At 50.8% G+C, this 22,466-nt stretch carries 20 protein-coding genes; 2 read left to right on the forward strand and 18 right to left on the reverse strand.

Going from position 1 to position 22,466, the window contains the following annotated elements; genetic code table 11:
- Positions 1 to 59: 59 nt before the first annotated feature.
- Positions 60 to 461, forward strand: coding sequence for a hypothetical protein (locus H6F68_RS03935; protein WP_190556585.1), 402 nt, complete (start codon positions 60 to 62; stop codon positions 459 to 461).
- On the opposite strand, the gene H6F68_RS03940 is transcribed toward H6F68_RS03935, so the two are convergent.
- From H6F68_RS03940 to H6F68_RS03970, 7 genes are all read right to left on the reverse strand, one after another.
- Positions 458 to 4,027 carry a CHASE domain-containing protein gene (locus tag H6F68_RS03940; protein WP_190556587.1) on the reverse strand — a complete coding sequence of 1,190 codons (3,570 nt, stop codon included), beginning with the start codon at positions 4,025 to 4,027 and terminating at the stop codon, positions 458 to 460. The two genes, H6F68_RS03935 and H6F68_RS03940, sit on opposite strands and share 4 nt — an antisense overlap.
- Before the next feature lie 12 nt (positions 4,028 to 4,039).
- Positions 4,040 to 5,464, reverse strand: coding sequence for an amidase (locus tag H6F68_RS03945; RefSeq protein WP_190556589.1), 1,425 nt, complete (start codon positions 5,462 to 5,464; stop codon positions 4,040 to 4,042).
- A gap of 26 nt (positions 5,465 to 5,490) precedes the next feature.
- Complete coding sequence (locus tag H6F68_RS03950; RefSeq protein ID WP_190556591.1) at positions 5,491 to 6,471, reverse strand: 1-acyl-sn-glycerol-3-phosphate acyltransferase; 981 nt, start codon at positions 6,469 to 6,471, stop codon at positions 5,491 to 5,493.
- A 118-nt stretch (positions 6,472 to 6,589) separates the two neighbouring features.
- Complete coding sequence (locus H6F68_RS03955; RefSeq protein WP_190556593.1) at positions 6,590 to 7,150, reverse strand: sugar O-acetyltransferase; 561 nt, start codon at positions 7,148 to 7,150, stop codon at positions 6,590 to 6,592.
- Between the two features lie 377 nt (positions 7,151 to 7,527).
- Positions 7,528 to 9,039 carry a DASH family cryptochrome gene (locus tag H6F68_RS03960; protein WP_190556594.1) on the reverse strand — a complete coding sequence of 504 codons (1,512 nt, stop codon included), beginning with the start codon at positions 9,037 to 9,039 and terminating at the stop codon, positions 7,528 to 7,530.
- Between the two features lie 129 nt (positions 9,040 to 9,168).
- A complete protein-coding gene (gene asnS / locus H6F68_RS03965; protein WP_199299866.1) occupies positions 9,169 to 10,563 on the reverse strand; it encodes an asparagine--tRNA ligase in 1,395 nt (464 codons plus the stop codon).
- Between the two features lie 22 nt (positions 10,564 to 10,585).
- A complete protein-coding gene (locus H6F68_RS03970; RefSeq protein ID WP_190556596.1) occupies positions 10,586 to 11,011 on the reverse strand; it encodes a TRAFs-binding domain-containing protein in 426 nt (141 codons plus the stop codon).
- A 61-nt stretch (positions 11,012 to 11,072) separates the two neighbouring features.
- Between H6F68_RS03970 and H6F68_RS03975 the strand changes: the two genes are divergently transcribed.
- Positions 11,073 to 11,417, forward strand: a complete 345-nt coding sequence (locus tag H6F68_RS03975; protein WP_190556598.1) for a DUF6439 family protein — start codon at positions 11,073 to 11,075, stop codon at positions 11,415 to 11,417.
- A gap of 45 nt (positions 11,418 to 11,462) precedes the next feature.
- Here H6F68_RS03975 and H6F68_RS03980 read toward each other — a convergent pair whose 3' ends face one another.
- The 11 genes from H6F68_RS03980 to H6F68_RS04030 all read right to left on the reverse strand — a co-directional run bounded on the left by H6F68_RS03980 (position 11,463) and on the right by H6F68_RS04030 (position 22,394).
- Positions 11,463 to 11,735: a hypothetical protein gene (locus H6F68_RS03980; protein WP_190550979.1), complete on the reverse strand. Its 273-nt coding sequence runs from the start codon at positions 11,733 to 11,735 to the stop codon at positions 11,463 to 11,465.
- A gap of 161 nt (positions 11,736 to 11,896) precedes the next feature.
- On the reverse strand, positions 11,897 to 12,346 hold the full coding sequence (locus tag H6F68_RS03985; protein ID WP_190431125.1) for an ATP-binding protein: 450 nt from the start codon (positions 12,344 to 12,346) through the stop codon (positions 11,897 to 11,899).
- Positions 12,347 to 12,732: 386 nt separating this feature from the next.
- Positions 12,733 to 13,989 (reverse strand): glycosyltransferase, encoded by a 1,257-nt coding sequence (locus H6F68_RS03990; RefSeq protein ID WP_190556600.1) that lies wholly within the window; start codon positions 13,987 to 13,989, stop codon positions 12,733 to 12,735.
- 126 nt (positions 13,990 to 14,115) lie between these two features.
- Positions 14,116 to 14,715: a PEP-CTERM sorting domain-containing protein gene (locus H6F68_RS03995; RefSeq protein WP_190556603.1), complete on the reverse strand. Its 600-nt coding sequence runs from the start codon at positions 14,713 to 14,715 to the stop codon at positions 14,116 to 14,118.
- Between the two features lie 824 nt (positions 14,716 to 15,539).
- Entirely contained in the window at positions 15,540 to 16,205 is a 666-nt protein-coding gene (nblB, locus tag H6F68_RS04000; protein WP_190431122.1) for a phycobilisome degradation protein NblB, read from the reverse strand.
- Positions 16,206 to 16,290: 85 nt separating this feature from the next.
- Positions 16,291 to 16,755, reverse strand: coding sequence for a CBS domain-containing protein (locus H6F68_RS04005; RefSeq protein ID WP_190556605.1), 465 nt, complete (start codon positions 16,753 to 16,755; stop codon positions 16,291 to 16,293).
- Positions 16,756 to 16,973: 218 nt separating this feature from the next.
- The gene (locus H6F68_RS04010) at positions 16,974 to 18,479 is read right to left on the reverse strand and encodes an S-layer homology domain-containing protein (protein WP_190556607.1); all 1,506 of its coding nucleotides are present in this window, start codon (positions 18,477 to 18,479) and stop codon (positions 16,974 to 16,976) included.
- A gap of 66 nt (positions 18,480 to 18,545) precedes the next feature.
- Positions 18,546 to 20,066 (reverse strand): hypothetical protein, encoded by a 1,521-nt coding sequence (locus tag H6F68_RS04015; RefSeq protein ID WP_190556609.1) that lies wholly within the window; start codon positions 20,064 to 20,066, stop codon positions 18,546 to 18,548.
- Positions 20,067 to 20,354: 288 nt separating this feature from the next.
- Positions 20,355 to 20,552, reverse strand: a complete 198-nt coding sequence (locus H6F68_RS04020) for a hypothetical protein (protein ID WP_190556611.1) — start codon at positions 20,550 to 20,552, stop codon at positions 20,355 to 20,357.
- 182 nt (positions 20,553 to 20,734) lie between these two features.
- Complete coding sequence (bioF, locus tag H6F68_RS04025; RefSeq protein WP_190556613.1) at positions 20,735 to 21,922, reverse strand: 8-amino-7-oxononanoate synthase; 1,188 nt, start codon at positions 21,920 to 21,922, stop codon at positions 20,735 to 20,737.
- A gap of 22 nt (positions 21,923 to 21,944) precedes the next feature.
- Positions 21,945 to 22,394, reverse strand: coding sequence for a hypothetical protein (locus H6F68_RS04030; RefSeq protein WP_190556615.1), 450 nt, complete (start codon positions 22,392 to 22,394; stop codon positions 21,945 to 21,947).
- Positions 22,395 to 22,466 lie beyond the last annotated feature (72 nt).

Raw genomic sequence — 22,466 nt, forward strand, 5'->3', positions numbered from 1 at the left:
TTTGATTTTGCTCAATTCATTCATGAGAGGGAAAGGGTAATGACCCTTCTAGTTGTGCTATGAATCCAAACCTCAAAGGGCTAAACATCCCAGCAGAAGTTTTTGAAGCTCTGGAGTTGCGATCGGCCATAACTGGCGTAGATAAAGCCGATTTAGTGGTAGAAGCCCTGCGGCAAAACTTGGATCTGGCTTTCACCATCGAGCATTTGATTGCTGAGATTGCCAGCTTGAAAGCAAATGATCAGAAGTTAGAAGTTGATGTTTTGGATCTCAGGCAGAAGGTGGATGGTCTAGAAGGACGATTTGCTGGCCTCAAGGCTGCGCTGGAGCGAAATACCGAAATTGCTTTAGGAGCTAGGATGCGATGCACCAGAGCAGTAGCCCAATCTAGAAGCTTAGTGGCTCAAGCTCGTAGCACCCGTCAAGCCGTTGCGGAAAGTCGGCAGCGATCGTGGATCTAGGTTGAGTGAGGGGTGCTACGTCCTGCTAAGTGGGCAACTGTCGCAATCAGGTCGGATGGGCTCACAGGCTTAGGGACATGCAGTTGAAAACCAGCTAGGAGTGCGCGGTTTCGGTCGTCTTCTCTAGCATATGCAGTCAAGGCCGCCGCTGGAATGTGCCCTCCCTGCTCGACGGGTAGCGATCGCACTTGATGAATCAGGGTATAGCCATCAATCTCTGGCATGCCAATGTCACTCACCAATACATCTGGGCGTTGCTGCTGTATGGCCGCCAAAGCTTCTGTGGCAGAAGCAGCCGCAATCACACTCGCACCGCATTGTTCTAAAGCAGTCGCGACAAATTCGCGGGCATCGGGTTCATCATCCACCACCAGCACTCGTAAACCTTGCAGATCGATAGAGGGTTCTGAGACACCTAGATTGCTGCTAGTCGTAGAAGCTGGCTCAGGGCTGGTCGATTCTAAGCGAGCCGTAATCAAGGGCAATCTAACCCTAAAAGTAGCTCCCTGGCCTTCGCCTAGACTTTCTGCTTGCACTACTCCGCCATGCAGTTCTACCAGGTGCCGCACGATCGCCAGTCCCAATCCTAAGCCGCCATAGGAGCGAGTGGTAGAACTGTCTGCTTGGCGGAAGCGCTCCCAGATATAAGGCAAAAATTCTGGGCTGATGCCTCGCCCTGTATCACTGATGATAACTTCCGCCTGAGCCTGGCTTCGCGCTAGCTGAATTTGCACTCGGCCACCGGACGGGGTGAACTTAATGGCATTGGAGAGAAGATTCCAGACAATTTGCTGAAGGCGATCGCTATCTCCGGAGATCGGGCTGGCTGATGAGTCCAGCACAGATTGCAAAAGAATCTGCTTAGCATCGGCAGCAGGACGCACTGTCTCGATCGCAGCTTCAATCACTGCCACCAAATCCACCGGACGCACTTTCAGCCGCAACTTACCCGTAATGATCCGGGAAACATCCAAAATATCTTCGATCAAAGTTGCCAGTGAGCGGGTATTCCGTTCCACTGTTTCTAAAGCTCGCGCCACCATCGCTTCGTCAAACTGTCTCGATCGCAACAATTGCGTCCAACCCAGCATGGCATTCAAGGGAGTTCGCAACTCGTGGGACAGGGTGGCTAAGAATTCGTCTTTGGTGCGGTTGGCATTTTCGGCTTGGGTGCGTTCTTGTTGAGCGATCGCATAGAGGCGAGCATTATCCACCGCGATCGCCACGCGACGAGCCAAGTCTTCTGCCAAGGCCAAGTCAGCTTTACCATAACGTCGACCTGACTCAGCGGCAACAAAGATGATAGCTCCTAGAATCTGCTCACGTGCTACCAGCGGCACGATCATTAAAGATTTGAAGCCAATTTCCCGCATCAGCTCCAAATGCTGAGGATCCCGGGCTCCCTGCACCAGCATGTCATCGGTAACTTCTGGGTAAAGTTCAGAATGGCCAGTCCGTAACACTTGGGCTAGACCTGTGGAAGCATTCGGATCGAGTGGATATTGCTGGCGGAGTTTATGGCCTAGCTTGACTTTGGCTGGATCAACATGGGCAACCACCAGTTGCTGCACCGTACCATCGGGCTGAATGATATCCACCCCACACCAATCCGCTAAAGTGGGCACCACCAGTTGAGCGACGCTCGTGAGGGTAGTTTCGTATTCCAGAGAGGAAGCAAGAACCGTACTAGCTTGTGCGAGGAATCGTAGCGCCTCTTCTGCTCGCTTGCGCTCGGTTAAATCTAAGGCAAAGGTAATCCCTACATTTGGATCTTCTTCCAGTCGGGCACCACCCACCAAAACCGGAATCCGACTGCCATCTTTGCGAATGAATTCCTTTTCGTAAGCAGAGCAAACGCCACCTCTCTGATCTTCTAGAATGGCCTGCTCATCTAGATAGCGATATTCAGCAGGAGTCAAGGCATCCCAACGCAGCCGACCTGCTGACAAGTCTTCGGGTGTGTAACCGACCATTTGCAGAAAGGCGTGGTTGGCTTCCAAGATGTTGCCAGTGCGCCCCGCAAAAAACAAACCGATAATATCTGCTTCAAATAAACGCCGGAAGCGCCCTTCGCTATTTCTGAGAGCAGTTTCTATTTGTTTTTGTTCAGTAATATCCTCATGCATGAGTACTACCTCACGCGGGCGGCCCTGCTTATCTTTCACGGGGTAGATAAAGGCTCTCACCCAACACTGAGAGTCTGAGCGCGAAGCCACACCGGGTAGCGTAGCTTCTAAGTCATACAAGACCGCTGGGATAGCGGTGGCAACTCCGGCAAATCCTCGTTGAAGATAGGGCATGAGGCCTTTCTCGACCAATTGCTGATCGGCCAAAACGTTGTAGTCACCCAACTGCTCTAGCGTGATGCCCCACAGTTCTTCCCAAGCCTGGTTCACCTGAATCGTGCGACCATCGGGTGCGAAAATTTGGGTGCTCCAAGGTGATTGCTCAATTAGCGTCCGGAAGCGTTCTTCACTCTGGCGCAGCGCTTGTTCTGACTGGTATAACTCCGCCAGCGATCGCTCAGCGACAGACCGAGCCTGTACTTGCGATCGCGTCACCCAAAACAGCGCCAAACTCAACCCAATTCCACTCAAGGCAATGTATGGTACGAAGCTCTTGCTAGAAGCTAGTTCAAACTCTGGGCTAGAGGTGAAAGTGATGTGCCAAGCTCGACCCGCAATGGCGATCGCCCTGGATGTAGTGAACCGAGGACGGTAAGGCAAGCGTTGGTGAACCCGCAATCGATCCGAGCGGTGCAGCAAGTTTTGTGGATTTCGATCAGATCCGTCATAAATTTGGAACTCAACCGCTGGATATTGTTCATTGCCGAAGATACCTGCCATCAGGTCATCGGCTCGGAAAGGACTGTAGACGAAGCCTTGCAAAGCTGACCGCCGCCCGGCGACCGTACCAGGAGTATCCCCCGTACGATACAGCGGTACATAGATCAAAAAACCTGCTTGCTTATTCTGCTCAATCTCTTGTAAGAGAGTCACTCGACCCGAAGCTGCCGCAGCTCCAGTATCGCGAGCCTGCTCCATCGCTGCCCGGCGCACGGGTTCTGTAAACATATCGAACCCGAGGGCTGCTCGATTGCGCTGGTCGAAGGGTTCTAAGTAAATAATGGCGTGGTACTCGGCTCGCGGAAAGTCTGGTTGAATGGCAAAGTTGGTAAAGCCCTGCTGTCGCATCTCGCCAATAAAAGCATCCTTGTCGTCTGCTCTCAGTCGTACCGAGAAACCAATCCCTTGAGTGCCTGGATAACGCCGCCCCAGTTCTACCCGTTTTACATAAGTGCGAAATTGGGCTGAGGTAAGGCGCTGATTGACAGCAAACAATCCACTACTGGAGCGTAGTAGGGCGATGTAAGTTTCTAAACGATTTTGAATTGCATCTTCAGTCCGCTGAACTGCATTCTCGAATCGTATTTGGTCTTTGGCTCGCGCCACAGTCGCCACGTAAGCAGTCGCAACGGTGGTTAGTAGCAATGCTCCCCCTAAAACGAGATGGGGGGTCCAAGTACGACGGGGCCGAACAGGTGGCCAAGGCAATCTCACTTTCATGTTGACGCTGACTCAAAGAGCGAAGCGAGGACGGCGATCGCTCCAAGGCTGTAAGGCTTCAATCTGAGCCGCCAAAGCAATCAAGGTAGACTCCGCCGCAGGTCGCCCCACAACTTGCACCCCCACAGGCAACCCCCGCGTGTCAAATCCTGTCGGAAGGGCGATCGCAGGTTGACCACTGGCATTAAATGGCGGCGAAGGAGCGACCCAATTGGTAATTTTCTGCAAAGTTTCGGCAGGGCCTAAGTCAGCCCATTCTCCCACCCGAATCGTGGGGTGCAGAAAGACGGGTAGCACCAGCGCATCATAGGTATTGAAGAAAGCCACAATGCGACGGGCGATCGTCTGCATCATCGCGACCGCTTGTAAATATTCTCCACAAGAGCCAGACTGCTCTAGCATCCAGCGATTCATCGGTTGCAGATACTCGCCTGGAATCCCGGATGCTGCCACCCCCGCTCGCCAAACCACTGTAAACGGCTCTACCAGATCCGCAAAGTCAGGACAACCCGGTTCAACTTGATGCCCCATCTTTTCTAACAACTTCACTGTATCTAAAACCGCTTGCTGACAGACGGGGTCAGCTTCTCCAATCGGTTGCACCGCAGTCGAGAACGCAATTCGGAGCGGTGGTACAGGTTGCCCAGCCGTAGCTTTGGCTTGCTCTGCCACCTTGAGAAAAGAAGGATTCGCGTCTGGGAGCCAATAAGGATCACCTGTGGTGTAACCGGACATCACATCTAGCAGGGCTGCCGCGTCTGTGACGGTGCGGGCCAAAGGGCCATTGGTGGCGAGCCCATTCAAGCGATCGCCTACGGGTGCATAGCTAATTCGGCCTCTAGAAGGCTTAATGCCCACCAACCCACAACAAGCCGCTGGTCCTCGAATCGAACCGCCGCCATCAGAGCCTTGGGCGATCGCACAAAACCCTGCCGCCACTGCTGCTGCTGCCCCACCGCTAGACCCACCGGGCGTGTAGTCCAAATCCCAAGGGTTTCGAGCGGGAGGAAATCCTAGAGGTTCCGTGTAAGGAAAAGAACCCAGCTCAGACGTTGCGGTTTTGCCTAGGATCACAAAGCCTGCCTGCTTGATCCGCGTCACCACGCCATCTTCATAGTTGGCGATATTGTCTTTCATTACCGGAGTGCCGTAGGTACAACGCACCCCTAGCACCGCACTCAAATCTTTAATTGAAATCGGCACCCCAAAAAACGGTGGCAGTTCATCAACGTTGTTCTGAGCAAGAATCTCTGTTTTGGCTTTGGCATCTGCGATCGCCTGCTCTGCCGTAACTGTGAAATAGCTGCCTAACTGATCATCCAGCCGTTGAATCCGCTCCAGATACAGCTCGACTAGTTCTAACGGCGACACCGTTTTAGCACGAATTAGTTGCGCTTGCTCAACAGCGGGGGTAAAGGCTAACTCAGTTCGATCCATAGTTTTCTTCCAGCGATCGCGATACTTTACCAAAACAGGTGATCCAGAGATTTGCGGAACAGCTTCACCCCGTTAGGTTCCTGATAATCTGGGGGCAGCAGTTGCAGCAAGGCCGCTTGCAATGCGTCTATGGCGGCTTGGGCTTCATGAGACTTAGGGCGATGGGAGGCAGGAAAATGCAGCGGTTCACCAAACCTAACCGTTAAAGTTTTACGAAAATAGAGGTCTTTGGTGCCGATTAACGCGACTGGCACAATGGGCACTCCTGCTCGCAGCGCATAAATGACCGTCCCCCGTTTTAAGGGTAAACGCAATTGTCCTTCTATCGTGCCCAATCCCCCCTCCGGAAACAGGATAATGCCATCACCGTGAGCAAAAATCGCTTGCACTGCCCGATCGATTTGCCGCAAAGCCGCGATCGCATTCCCTGCCGGAACATCTTGCTCCAAAGCCGCTGCTAGCTCAGCCAAATCGGGGCGATCGCATTTGGCCGCCTCTATCACCGCAGTTTCCTCCCGCCAGCGCCGCTCGACCGGAATCACCCCCCGCGCCTGCTGTAACACCTGCCGCTTCCACCACTTGTTATAGAGCGTCCGGGCATCTGCCAAGATGTGATAGTACGGCAAACCGGGAACTTCCGAGAGCAGCAAGAACGGGTCAATGTGATTAAGATGGTTGGCTGCAAGCAAAGCTGGGCCTTGGGGAATGCGCTCCGGATACTCCACCCGCACCCGAAACAAACTGTGAATCAGCGATCGCAACACAGTTTGCCGAAACTCACCTGATACGGGTCGCTCAAACTGACCTCTCGCGATCGCCTCTGTCTCATCCAGTGCTGATTGGATACTGGCTCGAACTGCGCGATCGCGAGCCGCAGCAAGCCCCTCCTCTACGCGCTGCACCACCGCTGGCGTTAACTCAGGTAGCGCTTGAATCGCTCCTAGCTCATCCGATTGCGATTTACTCACCACCTCAAAAGTTGGCTGCTCAGAAGGGGGACTGCTCATGCTCCCAATCTCACCTGAGAATGTCTAGCCAGTATAGGGCGAAAATTTTACCCTGACCGAATCACTCCACAATGCTTTAATTTCGTCACTATTTAGAGGCGATCGCTCTCACCCAAATCTAATCCTTCACCTCACGAATGACGCGGCAAGGATTGCCTACTGCAAGCACTCCCTCTGGAATGTCCTTCGTAACTACACTGCCTGCGCCGATGACCGAACCAGCGCCAATCCTTACGCCGGGAAGGATCAAGACACCACCCCCTACCCAGACATCTGAGCCGATCTCTATTGGCTTAGCCAGTTCTAGACCTGTACGGCGATCGCTGGCACTGATGGGATGAGTCGCTGTGTAGATTTGCACCGCAGGCCCAAACATGACGTTGCTACCTATCAGAACTTCGGCAACGTCTAAAACAACGCAGTTGAAATTGAAAAAGACTTTATTGCCCAGCGTGATGTTAGTGCCATAGTCGCAGAAGAACGGTGGCTCAATCCAAACCTCTTCATCTGTGATTTTGAACAACTCTTGAATAATGCGGCGACGCTCCTCCAGTTGGTCATCGCGGGAATCATTGAGCGTCTTGATTAACAGGCGAGCCCGACGGCGTTCAGCGCAAAGTTGAGGGTCGAGTGGGTCATAAAGCTCACTACTCAGCATCTTGTCCTTTTCGCTTTTCATCTGCCCCTCCTAGCCCAACCGCCAAAACTCACTTGCCGTTGAGTTCACTGCTAACCTAGCATCTGGCTTCAGCGATCGCAGCTATTAACTCTTTCCCAAAGGCGATCGCCTTTGTCCTGATTTGCTTATCAGCAAGGTGGATGAAGCGAGAACAGGAGACTGCAATTGGGCAGACTACAAGCATCTCCTCAGCCACCTCCACAGGGCAAACTACCGATGAATAGACGCTTTCAGACTAGAGGGCTTTTTCAGACTAGAACACGTAGTTCCCAAGGATTTACCATCTTTGACCTAGCAGCCTATCTCTTCTTAGTTGGCTTGCTCGTCCTGGCCTTACCTATTTTTCTACAGCCCTCTGCTGCTAGTGGTAGCACCAATTACCGGAGTCGGGCCGTTTTACCGCTGCGCTTAGAAATCGGGCGCTGATTCTGGGGAGTAGCAGCGTTATAGATTTTCTCATTTGCTTCAGCAGACTTGAATAGATCCACTACTGGACGCGGATAATCCACACCAATTCTGACGTTGAAGCGCTGTTGTTCGACAGGTTGCAGTTTCCACGGTTCATGTACTTTCGCAGCAGGAACATTGGCTAGCTCTGGTAGCCAGTGCTTCACATATTCACCTTGTGGGTCGTAATCTTTCGACTGCTTGAGAATATTGAAAAAGCGGAAGCCACGGGCATCATTGCCCACACCAGCCGTATAGTTCCAGTTGCTCCAATTGCTGCACACATCGTAGTCAATCAGCATCGACTCGAAATACTCCGCGCCGATCCGCCAATCAATCCCCAAATTCTTTGTCAAGAAGCTCGCCACATTTTGACGACCGCGATTCGACATAAATCCAGTTGCCGCTAGCTCTCGCATATTGGCATCCACCAGCGGAAAACCCGTTTTCCCTTGCTGCCACAGTTCAAAGCGCTCCGGGTCATCTTTCCAAGCGATCGCCAGCCCTTGCAAGCCAGAACGATAGAACACGCGATCGCCATGCTTGGCACAGACAAACCGGAAATAATCCCGCCACAACAGCTCAAAAACCAGCCAGTAAGTTGAATCATTCTTAATCCGCTGCGACTCATACTCCTGCACCTGCTCATAGATGTAGCGCGGTGACAAACACCCCAACGACAGCCAAGGCGAAAACTTCGAGGAATAATCTGCCCCCAACATACCATTGCGCGTTTCTTTATAGATTTTGAGGCGATCGCGCTGCCAAAAATATTCATGCAGCCTTGCCAGCCCTGCCGTCTCCCCACCTTTGAACTGCACCACCGCACGTTCATCCACAACAGGCAGCTCCAAACCCAAATCTGCCAGTTGCGGCAACTCACCTACCTCTACATCGGGCAAAGAAGGCAACTTCTGAGGCTTCGGCAACGTGGGATCGACATTGGCATATTTTTCTACCTGCTTACGGAAATTAGTGAATAGCTCCGGTAGCTCAGAGATCTCAAAGGACAAATTATCGAGATGATAAAGCGTCTGTCCCCAAAAGGTTTCTAGCGTTATACCCAGAGGTTGTAGCGCAGTTTTTAATGCCGTTTCGATCGCCCTCTCCTCAGACGTAACCTCACCATGACAGTAAACCGCCGAGATCTTCAGTTGATTAACTAGTTCCGGAATGATGGCCTCAGGCAAACCCCGCCGCACCACCAAATCACTGCCCAGCGATCGCAAGCTTTCCCGTAAATCTGCGATCGCCTCCAACAAAAACTGCGCCCGAAACGCCCCCGTCTTCGGAAAACCAAACGAGGTTTGATCAAACTGCCGAGAATCAAAACAATAAAAAGGAATCACCTCAGCCCCAGCCTGCAACGCTTCATGCAGAGGCTCATGGTCATGGAGCCGCAAATCATTGCGATACCAAATCAAAATTCGTTTTTCAGCCACAATTAATCTTTCAGTTCAATCTAGCTTGAGAAGCAAGTGTTACTTCTGGAGAGGGTCTGGGGGACGCAGCCGTCCCTCAGCGGGGGTTTGGGGGCAGGTGCCCCCAAGGCTCGGATTTACCCCCAACAACTAAAAATCAGCACTCAAAGGCGTACGCGGGAACGGAATCACATCTCGAATATTCGTCATCCCCGTCATAAACTGCACCAACCGCTCAAACCCCAAACCAAAGCCTGCGTGTGGCACCGTTCCATAGCGACGCAAATCCAGATACCACCAATAAATCTCTGGGTCTAATCCTTGGGCTTTAATCCGCCGCTCCAGCACATCTAGGCGCTCCTCCCGTTGTGAACCGCCGATAATCTCCCCAATCTTAGGGGCCAGAATATCCATCGCCCGCACCGTTTTCTCGTCATCACTGAGGCGCATGTAGAACGCCTTAATTTGCGTCGGGTAGTCGGTCAAAATTACAGGCTTTTTGAATACTTCTTCCGCCAAGTAGCGCTCATGCTCCGACTGCAAATCTAGACCCCACTCCACAGGGTACTCAAACTTACGATCGCATTTCTCCAACAGGGCGATCGCGTCGGTATAGGTCAGCCGCTCAAACTGGTTATTGATGATGTTATCCGCCGTCGCCAGCACTGTATCATCAATCCGCTGATTGAAAAATTCCATATCCTCCGGACAGCGCTCCAACACCGTCTTGAAGATGTGTTTCAGGAACGCCTCCGCCAAATCCATATCACCGTCTAGGTCACAGAAAGCCATCTCTGGCTCCACCATCCAGAACTCTGCCAAGTGGCGGGAAGTGTTAGAGTTCTCAGCCCGAAACGTCGGTCCAAACGTATAGACATTACTGAATGCCATTGCCATGATTTCGGCTTCGAGCTGCCCACTCACCGTCAAGTAGGCAGGTCTGCCGAAAAAGTCTTGGCTGTAATCAATTTCTTTCGTGTCCGTTAGCGGCACCTGCTTCAGGTTTAGATTCGTGACCGCAAACATTTCCCCTGCCCCTTCACAGTCACTAGCCGTGATCACAGGGGTATGAACCCACAAAAAGCCCCGCTCTTGGAAAAATTCGTGGATCGCAGCAGCACAAGCATTTCGTACCCGAAACACAGCCCCTAAAGTGTTTGTGCGAGGACGCAGGTGACCAATGGTACGCAGAAACTCAAACGAATGCCGCTTTTTCTGTAGAGGAAAGCTTTCTGGATCGGCTCCTCCGTAAACCGTTACCGATTGGGCTTGCAGCTCAATTCGCTGTCCCTTGCCCTGAGAGGGAACTAAAACTCCAGAAATCTCTATCGAGGCACCCGTGTTAGCCTGCCTCAGCACTTCCGCATAGTTGGGCAAATCTTGGTTCAGCACCGCTTGTAAGCTGGCTAAAGCAGAGCCATCATTGACTTCCACAAAGGCAAAGCCCTTCAACTCTCGCTTAGTCCGAACCCAACCCTGAACGGCGATCGCTTCATTGGGTTCACCGCTGCGCAATACTTCTGCAATCCGTCGTGTCGCTATCATCGTTAAACACTAAAATCGGGGGCTAATTGGCACAGGACTTCAAAATCCAGCCTACAACAACGCCCAAACCACCAAAACGCACCGCTTGCCAGAAAACATCCTTCAAGCTGTTCCAGGAGAGTAGCTGGCTTTCTAGGGCGACCTCCAAAGCATCTAACTGCTGCCGAATTTGCTTAAGTTCTGCTTGGAGTTCTTGGCGTACTTCCTGCGATCGCGTCTGTCGCAAGTCACGTTGCACTTGGTCCAAACGCTGTTGCAGATTGTTCTGACGGGATTGGTCGTCCTGAATTTGAGTGTAACGTTCTTTGAGAGATTGCAACGATCGCTCTAGTTCCTGTACCGCCTCCGCAAACTCTTGGTCGAAAGTCCCTGAAGATTCATCAGCATGAGTCAGTTCGGCATCCGGTTCAGGCGGTGAAGGCGATGATGATTCGGGCGGTAGCTTCATGACAACAATAGTAAAGTAGGGTTAGATGCCAACCCAGCTCACACGCCTTTAGGACTTGCTTATGCCGGATGCAACTTCCAAGCCAGCAGCGATCGCTCAAGGTCTCACTGCCCCTCAGACCGCACATCTGCAAGAATTGAGCACTCTCGAACTTGCCCAAGCCCTAGCAGCCCGCTTGACCTTAACAGACATGGACTGGCATCGGCTAAAGTCTAACCGGAAAGTGCGTGCTAGCGAACAAGCCGCCGCCGCTTTAGTTTTTCTGCTCAAAGATCAGCCGGAAGAAGCTTTACCGCGTCTTCACCAAGCCGCTGGATGGCTCGACCGTTCTGTGTCTGCGCCTCCGTGTCCGACGCATGGCCACCGTCAAGCCAGCCCATCACCCAGCCCTACTCCCGAAGTTTGAGCTTCTGAAGGCTGAAGCACCTGAGCAAGCTTTAACGAGAATGTTTTAACTCTGATCAGCTTCCGCGTCCTGACTGGGATCAAGCTTTCGCTCTGGCAACGTCAATTGAATTGCACTTGATCCCCGTGATTGCGTTTCCACAATAGCTGTAGTCGCTACCGAAGTCGTGCCTTTCACGATCGCTCCAGAGCTAGAAAACGCTTCGCCGACTGGCTGGTAAATCAGGGTCAAGAGGCAGGAGCAACCAGCCAATAAGAATAAATCGAGATTCTTCGAGCGAGATAACCAGTTGTGCGATCGCTTCACAGTTTTAACCATATTGTTCAACGAGAATCCTGACACCAGTGACTGAGTTTTAGGAGCACGAGTGCCTGATCACTCAAAAATAGTAGCCTACATTACTGAAGATGCTGCTTGAGTGAGTGGCATCTCACCTAGAATGCCCTAAATGAGGACATTGGATATAAAAGCCAAAATTATTAGCGAACCAGAGGCAACTTGAAACGATTGCTCACCTCTTTGCACAGTCTTAACTCAGTCCCAGAGGCGTTCCATTGCACTCGGTCAAACACTTGGTAAAGAATGTACAGACCCCGACCGCATTCTTTCTCGTTATGAGGTAGGTGTTCTGAACAACCAGAGCTACAAGAGGTAGGAGGCGCGAACCCTGATCCCTGATCTGAAATCACCCACCAGTACTGGTTTTCCACTACAGAGAAGCGAACTAGAACTGTCTTGCTAGGGTCTAGTTTGTTCCCATGCTTCGCCGCGTTCACTAGTGCTTCTTGTAGCCCTAGCCTAAGCTCTGCTTGCCACTGAGCTGGAACCTCTGCAAGCAGTAAATCTAGAACTGGATAGAGATAAAGGGTAGAAGCAAAGCTAACTGTGCCCCAATTGCGCCCTACAGGCCGAAGTGAAACCGAAATCACTTAAAAAACCCCGTAGTTTTCAGGTGGATAAACAAACATTGGTTTGTTAAGCAATCACCCTGAGAATAACCTAGTAACCTTCTTTCACTCAAGCCTGAGTCGGTTAGTGTCATGCCTTTAAACACTAGAAGGAAGTCGCCAGCCTAACACTACGGTAATTACTGAAACTCATTACAGAAGTTACTCACTAGATCAAGACTGGAACAAGTTGACTTTCTATAGCTCAATCTACGTTGCATGAAGGACAACGCTTCTCAGGCTTTTTAAGTTTTTAGAATTATTAATCTACTATTACCATTGTACCGAAACCTCACTCAAAAATATAGTCAGGAGCCTAATTTGAGCTCGTGCCAGTTCATTCGGGAGAGGCATCGCGAGCTGCAAGTCTAGATTTGCGGTAGTTGCAAGGACTGTAATGATTGAGATAAGATGCGGCGAAATTGGGCAAACTCAAAATTCTCAATGGTTTTTCGACGGAGAATTTCTGGCTGACCCAGCAAAGAATTAGGGTGAGTTCCCTGGAGGATCTGTGTGAGATTTTTCGCGATCGCCTCTACATCATCGGGATCGACCAAGCAGCCTATTTCCCCATTGAGGAGGGGATCAACGGCTCCGTCTTGGTTTCCGGCCAGAACTGGTTTGCCGCAAGCTAAAGCCTCTAAATAAACAATGCCAAACCCTTCTCCACGGCTTGGTAAGGCAAACACATCACAAAGATTGTAGTGATCGCAAAGTTCTGACTCGGGCACAAATCCGGTTAGGGTCACACAAGCTTGAAGATTGAGCTGGTGCACTAATGTTTCTATGTAAGGCACATTGTTCCCCTTACCAGCTAGTACGTAGTGGGCATTTGGGATGTGACGCCGAATTTCTACCAATGCTTGAATAATTTGGTTGTACCCCTTGTAGCCAGTATTTTGATCAAGGCGAGAGACAGTCAAAATCACGGGTTGATCAGGAGTTAAACCGTAACGCTCTAGTAAATAGTTTGGTTTAGGCGCAATTTTAAAGTGGCTAGCATCAAAGGCGTTGGGCAACACAGTTACATGATCTGACGGCAGAGACTGTTCGCGTAACAAGCGATCGCGCGTGTAGTGGCTGACTGCCATCACTTGGTCAGCTCGCTGGAGCACAGCCTTGAGCGCTGCGTTCTCAACATTCCAAGCTTCCAAGCCATGTAAAACCACGCCGTACGGTACCCCCGTCAGACGCTTAAACCAATCAAAGACCACGCTGTAAAAATCTAAGTGGGTTGTCAAAATCAGGGTCGGGCGCTGCCACAGTCCTAAGCCAACCATTTTGGCTGCTGCTAGGCTCGCCATCCCATACCGTCGCCACAGATTGCGATCGCCATGAGATTGCCCAAAGTAGTGAAACCGAGTCTGAGGCAAAAACTCCAAGTCTTGAAGGTTAACTTTGTCAGAGCGGTCATATTTTAGAAACACATCATATTCAGCTTCTGGATATAACTCCTGCAACGCCCGAAGTAGCACTGCAGAGTAAACTTGAATGCCACCCATGTAGCCAAAAATGTTGGGAAAGAGCAAATAGAAGTGAGGCTGCTTCACAGTGTCGTCCAAGGTCGCATGATTCAACTTACGGCGTAACCCATGTAGATCCCTGAAGTTTGGGTTAACAATCATAGTTGGTAATTGCTAAGTCCTGGCTACTAATTGCAATTGCAGCGATTTTTATGTAAACCATAGTAAAAAAGGTGAACAGTTTTTCGAGCTGCTCACCTTTTTCTCGGGTCGTTAATTTCGGCTTATCTACGCTTTTTCAGCTGCGCCCGCTTTGCGACGACGGCCCATGAAACCAAGCGCACCAACTCCTAGCAATGCACCAATGGTGCCTGGTTCAGGTACAGATTCCGCAGTCACGATAAAGTCGTTGTAGTCTCTGTCTCCTTTCCAAGAATCATTTACAGCAATCAAGGTCGTTCCGGGTGCAGCGGTAAGAGTCTGCTTGGATCGTTGACTTAAGTTAGAGCCATTACCCTTGAAGTTTGTGTAGTAAGCAAAGGTTTCACTACCGCTGACGAAATTGAAGGAGGTTTCAGCAGAATCTGTATAGACAGTTTTGTCTCCCTTGGCAGTCAAGCCGAGGAAGTAGCTGATACCTTTATTGAATGTAAAGGTAGTTTGGCAAGGCTTTACAGTTAAAGGACAGGTTCCTTTCGAATCGTTCTTGTTGCTGCTACCTGGGTCTTTGCCCTGAAGCTCTGTGAATAAGGTTGTTACGAACTTTTTGCTCGAGTCATAGACATTGAAATCAGATTGATATGCACCATGGGATGCAAAGAAGTCAAACTGAACACTAGTCGTGTTGGCGAAGGAGAAACTCCCGTCTGCATTAGAGGTAGCACCCACGAAGCTAAAAGCTTGTGCAGGAGCACAAACACTCATTAGGGTAGAAATAGCAGCTACAGCTACTAAAGATTTGCAAGGATTCATGTTGTGTCTCCGTAAGTAATGCGTGACGTAGGCAAAAGCCTTTCCAGGGTGGTACTAATTACCTTTGAAATTTTTGAGCTCCCAGCTGGAACAAGCTGGAGTCCTGAAGTCAGACTGATAAGGACCACACGATACGTGCATCGGATGGGGCGGTAGATGCTAAGGGCCGAACGGCCTAGAGCCTGGCTTGAGAACTGAGTCGGAAGACTGGATGTAGGAATTCATCCTTTTCCAGCCAGGTTACTGTAGCGATCGCGTAATTCAGACCAGGAACTACACTAAGTTTCAACAGTTTTAGCGACTAGAAGCTAAGTGTTAAAACGACTACCTACCTGAATGGAACTGTCTTTTGCTTGACCCTGCCGTAACTACTCTATACACGGCTAGTGGGAAGTACCATCGTGGCAGGGCAATCTTCACTCATTCTTTAAGTTAGAGGGTACTCAGCTGTAGAGAATTTAATGAGTACCTCCATGATTGGGTTAATTCCAATCAATTTAAGCTCGAACTATTGTGGTGATAACACGCAGGCAAGAAGCATGTTTTTTGACAAAATAAAACCCGCCCTATGACTAGGGTGGGCTTAGCTTAATGCCATATTTCTAAAATTTAGTCTGGGCTCAGCGATGGGTAATTCGCCTTGCCCAATATTATGGACTTAGCTGGACGACAAATTGTTCCTACTAGCTGAACTTTAAGGAAAGCCCATGTCTGCTTCGCAGTCGCTTGATACAGTTTCTTTAGACAGATTGCAAGGTTTCTTGGGCTTCCTGAGCTACTTGCGGCACTTGGTCTTGAGCTAACGTTGTCAACGCTGACTGCGCTTCGGCTCCACCGAGTCGTCCTAAAGCTTGCACCAACCGATGGCGGACTTGCCAGTCAGGATGAGAGGCATAGGACACCAACAAAGGAATAGCGCGGCGATCGCCTAATTCCCCAAGCGAACCGATCGCCGCCATTTCAACCAATTCATTCTCAGAAGTCAGGGCCGTTTCTAACAACTCAAAACCACGGGGATCACCAAGTTCTCCCAAGGCCGCAATGATACTGAACTGCACCAACCACTCTGGGGTTTGTTGATAAAGTTGCTGTAGATCTTCCAGCGCATCCTGTAGTTTCAAGGCTCCCAAGGAATCAGCAGCGGCAGCTTGCACGTCAGGCTCTGAGTCATTGTGTAAGCGATCGCGCAAAATCGTTGCGGTTTGAGCTAGATCGTGGTGGCCTAGGGAGGAAAGCTGGCTGACCGCCGCGTAGCGAACTCTAGCACTACTATCTGCTACTGCAGTTTGAATCAGTTCAAAGGCCGTAGCAGGCTCCAGCTGGCGGAGTTGATTCACCCCTCGCAGGCGATCGCCAAAGTCTTCTGAGTGCAGTAAAGCTTGCACAGATTCGGGCGTAATACTCATGTTGATTAATCTCGCTTTTGGTATGGAAATGGCGATCGTGGCATTAGGTGCCTGATCTATCAATGTTTTCAAGCAATTGGTTTTGTTAATCTTGGTGGGCAGCCATCGCTCGGACAATGTCACCCCGGGTTAAAATCCCAATGACCTGACCTGTGGCATCTAAAACAGGCAGGCGATGAATACTACGCTCGTGCATTAAACGAGCGGCCTCCTGCAGTGGTTGATCGGGATTTGTCGTCACCGGGTCGTGACTCATCACTTCCCCCACAGTTTGACCCAGGGCTTTATGTAAGTCCCGCTCGTAACGGGATGGATTTTCTAAATAGATCACACTATCTAAAATCATGATGTAGGCGGGGGGTGTAGCTCCAGTTTCCTGCCACATCAAATCTGTCTCAGAAACAACACCGATTAACTTGTCGGACTGATCAACGACTGGTAGGCCACTGATTCGTCGCTCTGCCAAAATCTGAACCACTTCCTGAAGCGGGGTTTCAGGCTTAACGGTGATGGGATTGCGGCTCATGACTTCCGCAACAGTTTTGGGCATAGCAAATGCCTCTCCTAATAGGGCTCTGGCCTCATTTTAGGCAATTCTGGGGATCAACCGAAGAAGTTTTAAGGAGATTTATTTTCCTGAGATTTATAGAAGGTGCTATAGCTGTCCTAAATAATTATCCAGTTGGGGTTTGTGAGAGGCGTGCCCTCAGGGGGTGCGGCTCTCACAAACCCTTTAGGATTGCTTAGGCTTAAAACAATGAGCCATCCTTAAGGACCATCTGGGCGAGGCGACGCAGTCACCCCTGACGGACTTTGCAATAACTCCAGCGCCGACAACCCTTCTCCCTGAGAGCCAAAGTACCAAAGGGTAGCAGCGGCTTCTGCCCGCGTCACTGATTTTTTGGGTTGAAAGAGCGTGGTATATCCCAAAGCTCGACGAATATTGGCCAAATCCCCATTTTGAAAATCAGCCAAGACCGCTCGCAGCGCTTTCGGATCAATTTTCCCAGCATCTTGAAAGCCCCAAGTTTCTTTCACTGCATCCAAAGAAGCAGCGGGCAGAGCTTGGCGGGTATCGAGCGGCAACTTCCACAACAACATGACTTCGCGCGTCAATGGAGCATCGGGCCGAAAGCTGACCACAGTCGCCTCACCGGACAAGGGACTCGGAATAATACCTGCTTCGGCTAGCCCTTGAATCACTTCAAAATCTGGGTTAGTTTTCGGCACATCTTGAAATACAGGCTTGGTACCACTAGAACCCAAACGAACTTGTTGCCCAGAGCGATCGCTATAAATGCGGTTGTTGGCTGTAACTAGCCAGCGGGCATATTCACGGCGAGTAATGATTTTGTTTGGCTCAAACAGGGTTGAGCGATTGGCAGCGGTGCTTTTGGTGTCGCTAGAGCGGAGGGGTAAAACTCCTAACTGTGCCAGATCTTTGAGGTAAGACCGCAGTTCTTTCGGGGCTTTATCGAGGTCGGTGAACCCTTGAGGATTCGCTGTAACAGGTGTGGATGTGGCTGGGCTGGTCGTACCTGATGCGGTGGCTCCCTCTAAAACGGGACCGACAAACTCCGAATCACCGGGTTGGGGAGCCTCAGAATTGGGGTTAACCGCTTGAGACGAAACACTGCCGCTTTCGTAGGCGTAATCAATCGTGAATACAGTGCTGGTGGATGAACTACTAGGGATGGGGGTTGAGCTAGGGGCAGGGCTAGCATTATCAGGGCGATCGCTGGGAGTAGGCAAGGCAAAAGTTGCCGTAGCTCCAATCGCCACTGTGATTTGTAAGTCATTCCGCCGTGCCACCAAGGTAGCAGGCAAATCTTGAGTCGCCTGACTTACCAATTGCCAACCATTGGTTTGCAACTGCTGTAGATAAAAGCTTTGTACAAAGTTACTCGGATCCCCACTAGTCCATTGGGCTTGCCCAGTCGTCTTCTCCGTTGGGTTGGCAGTGGCATTCGTTGCAGCGTCTGTCGGGGTAGGACTGGCAGGAGTTGGACTAGCGACTGGAACAATGTCCTGCAATTGCGACTCTGGATAAATCGGAATTTCCGCCGGAAAGTCAGCGGGTCGGTTGGCATTCGTTGCAGTTTGCCCATCACCCCCTGGTTGCCCCACATTGCCAGTACTCTCTCGCAACTTAGAATCAGCCGCTAGAGAGTCTTTGAAAACATTACCTGTGGAGCTGTTGGCACAAGCCGTTAAGACAACGAGCAGCGAGGCAGCCAAGCCAGCCCGTACAGTGGGGCGTCGATTGGGTAGCACAGCAAACTAAACAGTGAACATCAATCCTACGCTAGCGCAGATTGGTCCTAACCAGAAATTGGTCCGTTAATCTAGATTGACGTACTTATCTAGATCCTGAATCTGTGGGTCTGGAAACTGCTGCAAGACTCGCCACAAGACAGTGTAGGTGCCATCGGAGTGACGAATCACAGGCCGAAACGCTAGGAGGTGGTCACTACTAGGGGTTTCTAGCAACAAATCTAGATAGCGGCGATCGCGACGAGACACAGGTTCTCTACTCATCACAATCTCTGGCATCTGGAATTGCAGCGATCGCATTAAATAAGTTTGGTTCAAGCTAATAGGGGCTTGGCTCATTAATGGCTGATTCAGCGCTAGGTTATTGACTTTTCCACTCAAGAAGCGGCGGCGATCGGTTTGAATCGCGTCGAGTTGATTGGGTGGCGCATAAGTGAGAAAAAATTGCCGCAGATCAGGAGCCAACTCCACTTGCTGAGCCGAGAGTGTAGCTTGCAAAGACTCTATCGGCACATCTCCCATCGGAGCCAAAAAACCGTAATTTAAGCCAGACTGCACGAGTTGAAAGCGGCCATTCTCAATCTCCAGCAGAAATCGAGGGGTGAATTTTGCCTCAGACTGCACCAAAGGGACAAATGGAAAGCGCTCAGCGACCGTGGGTTCTAAACGATTCTGTAAAGCGCTGGGTTGAGGGCGGTAAGCCTCAGACAACAGGACACGAGCAATACCAGTGTTGGGCTGCTCTAGAAACTTGGCATAAAGCTGACGTTCTTTGGGATAAAGCCCGTAGGCGTATTGATCTAGAGCTTCTACTTGCTGAGTGGGAGCGGAAAAGCTGGCTGCATTGGGGAAAGCGCTTTGGGTACGAGTCAACAGTTGCTTGATCGATTGCAGAACCGGAGCGGCTTCTGGAGGCGGGGCGATCGCGGGTGACATGGGTGGCATATAATCCGCGATCGCTGTTTTCGCAGCTTCACCAATTACAAGTGGCTTCTCAGTCGGCAAAGTGGGAGCGGTGCCATAGCGGTAGGTGGCTGGTTTACCTAAGTTAGGGCTTTGAGTGGGGGTGCCTGGGAGCGAGAGAGCTTGTCGTTCTCCCACGACTCGCAGTGGCTTCACTTCCGCGATCGATGCCAGCATAAACAGGCGGCGATCGAGTAAATCACCTAGGGACGCTAATCTTTGAGTTGATTGGTATAGATTGCAGTAAACGGCACCCTGCGACTGACTAAGGCCAGAGCCAACCGTGAACGGTTCTTCTGTATTGCCAACTCGGATTCTGGTAGGCGCACAGAGTAAGTTAGGCAGGGGATACTGGCTCTTAAGAAACCGATCTACAGCCGCAGTCTGTAAAGTTAGTTGCCCTCGTGCCGCCCGCACTTGATTCGGATCAGGCTCGGCCACCGCCCGTTCTATGCGATCGACTAACAAAATTTGGGCTTGCAGCAGTTGCTGCGCTTGGGGCCAGAACCCTTGGGCTCGAATCACCTCAGTTGGCACGACATCAGTTTCTGCCACAACCGCTGGGGGCTGCATTAGCAAGCTCAGCACTGAAGACCCCAACAGCAATACGAAAAGACAGCGCATGGCAACTAACCCGGATATCTAGACGAGGACAGATCCTTTCTGAGTTCAGGGTGCCCGATTTAGTAAAAAAACTTAAACCTCAGTTGGCGATCGCGCTACAAAATCTCTCTCTAGACAGAAATTAACACTGCCTCAACAAATTCAGGTAACTCAACCACGATCAATTAGTATCAGCTAGTTCAGCAGTTATCAGTTGGATGCGACTTTACGGCCAATTGGATAGGATGACAAGCGATCGCTCAATTTTTGAAGCGCAATCCTTGCGGCCTAGTCCTTGCAGCCCCAGCCTTAGACTTTAGGGTGCGATTTTTTGACGCTCCAACCGACCACTGTCAGACCAGCAGTCTTAGCTCTGGCTAAAGCTTCTTGCGAAGTTTCCCCCTCCAAAAGCTCACATTCAATAAAGTCGGGAGCCTCGAAAAACTGGTAGCCCAAGGGCAAGTGTGGTGGCAGGTCAGCACAAGTGAAAATTATTTTTTGATTCATAAATAGTCATAAGTTTTTGTAGATAGAGGTTCTAGATTAAAAATTCTGTCAGGTTAAAAAAACCGCCAAAGCGCTTATCTTCATGCACACTTTCAAGAAAACAGCAATACCTACCGAGAGATGTCTTAGCTCCAACATACCTTTCAGTGACTTTGAGACTTTGGTTTATGGATTCAGGCGACTCAGGTAGTAACCTGGCTTAAAGCAGCAGCCAATTGTTGCAAGTGCGCTGAAGTGTGAGTAGCCATCACCGTAATCCGAACTCGGCTAGTCGGCACCGTGGGGGGTCGAATCGCCGAGGCAAAAATTCCAGCTTGTTTGAGTTGTTGCCCTATCTGGAGCACCGTTGCCGCATCTGGCACTTGAAAACAAAGAATCGGTGACGCAGAGGGGAGAGGCTTTAGTTCAAAAGCAATCGGAGCCTGGCTCCAACTTTCCGCAATTAATTGTTGGAGATGAGCCACATTCTGCCAAAGTTGAGCCCGTCGCTGCGGTTCTTGTTGCACGATCGCGATCGCGGCTAAGGCTGCGGCAGTATCCGCCGGAGAAAGACCTGTGGTGTAAATCCAAGTGGGGGCGCGGTTGCGTAAGAAATCAATCAAAGCAGCAGAGCCAGCCACATAACCGCCCAAACTACCGAGCGCTTTGCTCAGAGTGCCAATTTGAATTAAGGGGTGCCCAGTACAACCGAAATGCTCAACGCAACCTGCTCCCGTCGCTCCCATCACCCCTGTGGCATGGGCTTCATCCACCAGCAGCATCGCCTCAAAATCATTGGCGATCGCCAGCAACTTTAGTAAGGGGCAGAGATCACCGTCCATACTAAAAACACTATCGGTCAGAATCAAGCAGCGACGGTAGCGATCGCGCTGTTGGGTTAGCTTGGTGCTCAAGTCAGCCACATCACAGTGGGCATAGTCCACTACTGTAGCTCCGCTGAGAATGGCTCCATTCTTCAAGCTGGAATGGTTGTACTGATCCGACAAGATCAAATCGCGCTTACCGACCAAAGCCGCGATCGCGCCCAAATTAGCCAAATACCCAGAGCTAAACACCAACGCATCTTCAGTTTGCTTTAGAGCCGCGATCGCTAGTTCCAACTGCCGATGGAGTTCTCGATGCCCCGTAATCAGCCGTGACCCCGTACTCCCCGTACCAAGCTCTTGGGTAGCCGCGATCGCCGCTTGAATCAAGCGAGCGTCACTGGTTAGCCCTAAGTAATCGTTGCTCGCAAAGTTGAGCACTTCTCGCCCTGCTAAGCGCACCACAGGCCCAGCTTGGCTTTCAATTGTTTGCACCGAACGATACCAATCTGCTCGGTGAATGGTTTCTAGAGATTGTTTCAACCAGGCATAGGGATTCGTAGCCATCCTCAAGTACGGCTCCTAAAGATTAGCGCCGCCAAACTTCCATCCCATTGCGGACATCGCGATCGCCCAACCAAGCGCTAGGGTCGCCTTGGACATAAACGCCATCTGTCTTAGAAAACACCACTCGCAGCGTACCTGTGCGGCCAACATTCAGATAACCCGCCGACCAAACATCGTACTTGGTAATACCAGTCAGGACAACCCGATAGCTACCAGGAGCCAGATTCAACACCTGCCGACGATTATAAAGTTTGGGGCGGTAGACTTCTTCGCCATTGATCCACACACTCCCCCAATCCTTGCCTAACGCATCAAACTCTACCAGAACAGGCGGCTGAATCTGCTGCGGCTGAACAATGATGATATTGCCGCCATGAGGATAGCCAGAATAGCCCCAAGGGTATTGATTCACTGGGACAGAAACATGAACTTGGCCAGACAGCACCAAAGACGAGAGTAGTGCAGGAAACATATACCTTGCCCCATAGGAGGGAAAACCTGAATCCCCTCGGTATCTATAGAGACAAGTCTAATGCCTACAATT

The sequence above is a fragment of the Trichocoleus sp. FACHB-262 genome (assembly GCF_014696035.1).
Classification (GTDB): Bacteria; Cyanobacteriota; Cyanobacteriia; order FACHB-46; family FACHB-46; genus Trichocoleus.

Coding starts and splice junctions, on each gene's coding strand:
- bioF (WP_190556613.1), bottom strand. CDS start 21,922: ATGGCTACGAATCCCTATGCCTGGTTGAAACAATCTCTAGAAACCATT.
- H6F68_RS04005 (WP_190556605.1), bottom strand. CDS start 16,755: ATGCCCAAAACTGTTGCGGAAGTCATGAGCCGCAATCCCATCACCGTT.
- H6F68_RS03950 (WP_190556591.1), bottom strand. CDS start 6,471: ATGAGCAGTCCCCCTTCTGAGCAGCCAACTTTTGAGGTGGTGAGTAAA.
- H6F68_RS03990 (WP_190556600.1), bottom strand. CDS start 13,989: ATGATTGTTAACCCAAACTTCAGGGATCTACATGGGTTACGCCGTAAG.
- H6F68_RS04030 (WP_190556615.1), bottom strand. CDS start 22,394: ATGTTTCCTGCACTACTCTCGTCTTTGGTGCTGTCTGGCCAAGTTCAT.
- H6F68_RS04020 (WP_190556611.1), bottom strand. CDS start 20,552: ATGAATCAAAAAATAATTTTCACTTGTGCTGACCTGCCACCACACTTG.
- H6F68_RS03940 (WP_190556587.1), bottom strand. CDS start 4,027: ATGAAAGTGAGATTGCCTTGGCCACCTGTTCGGCCCCGTCGTACTTGG.
- H6F68_RS04015 (WP_190556609.1), bottom strand. CDS start 20,066: ATGCGCTGTCTTTTCGTATTGCTGTTGGGGTCTTCAGTGCTGAGCTTG.
- H6F68_RS03935 (WP_190556585.1), top strand. CDS start 60: ATGAATCCAAACCTCAAAGGGCTAAACATCCCAGCAGAAGTTTTTGAA.
- asnS (WP_199299866.1), bottom strand. CDS start 10,563: ATGATAGCGACACGACGGATTGCAGAAGTATTGCGCAGCGGTGAACCC.
- nblB (WP_190431122.1), bottom strand. CDS start 16,205: ATGAGTATTACGCCCGAATCTGTGCAAGCTTTACTGCACTCAGAAGAC.
- H6F68_RS03955 (WP_190556593.1), bottom strand. CDS start 7,150: ATGAAAAGCGAAAAGGACAAGATGCTGAGTAGTGAGCTTTATGACCCA.
- H6F68_RS03970 (WP_190556596.1), bottom strand. CDS start 11,011: ATGAAGCTACCGCCCGAATCATCATCGCCTTCACCGCCTGAACCGGAT.
- H6F68_RS03980 (WP_190550979.1), bottom strand. CDS start 11,735: ATGGTTAAAACTGTGAAGCGATCGCACAACTGGTTATCTCGCTCGAAG.
- H6F68_RS03975 (WP_190556598.1), top strand. CDS start 11,073: ATGCCGGATGCAACTTCCAAGCCAGCAGCGATCGCTCAAGGTCTCACT.
- H6F68_RS03945 (WP_190556589.1), bottom strand. CDS start 5,464: ATGGATCGAACTGAGTTAGCCTTTACCCCCGCTGTTGAGCAAGCGCAA.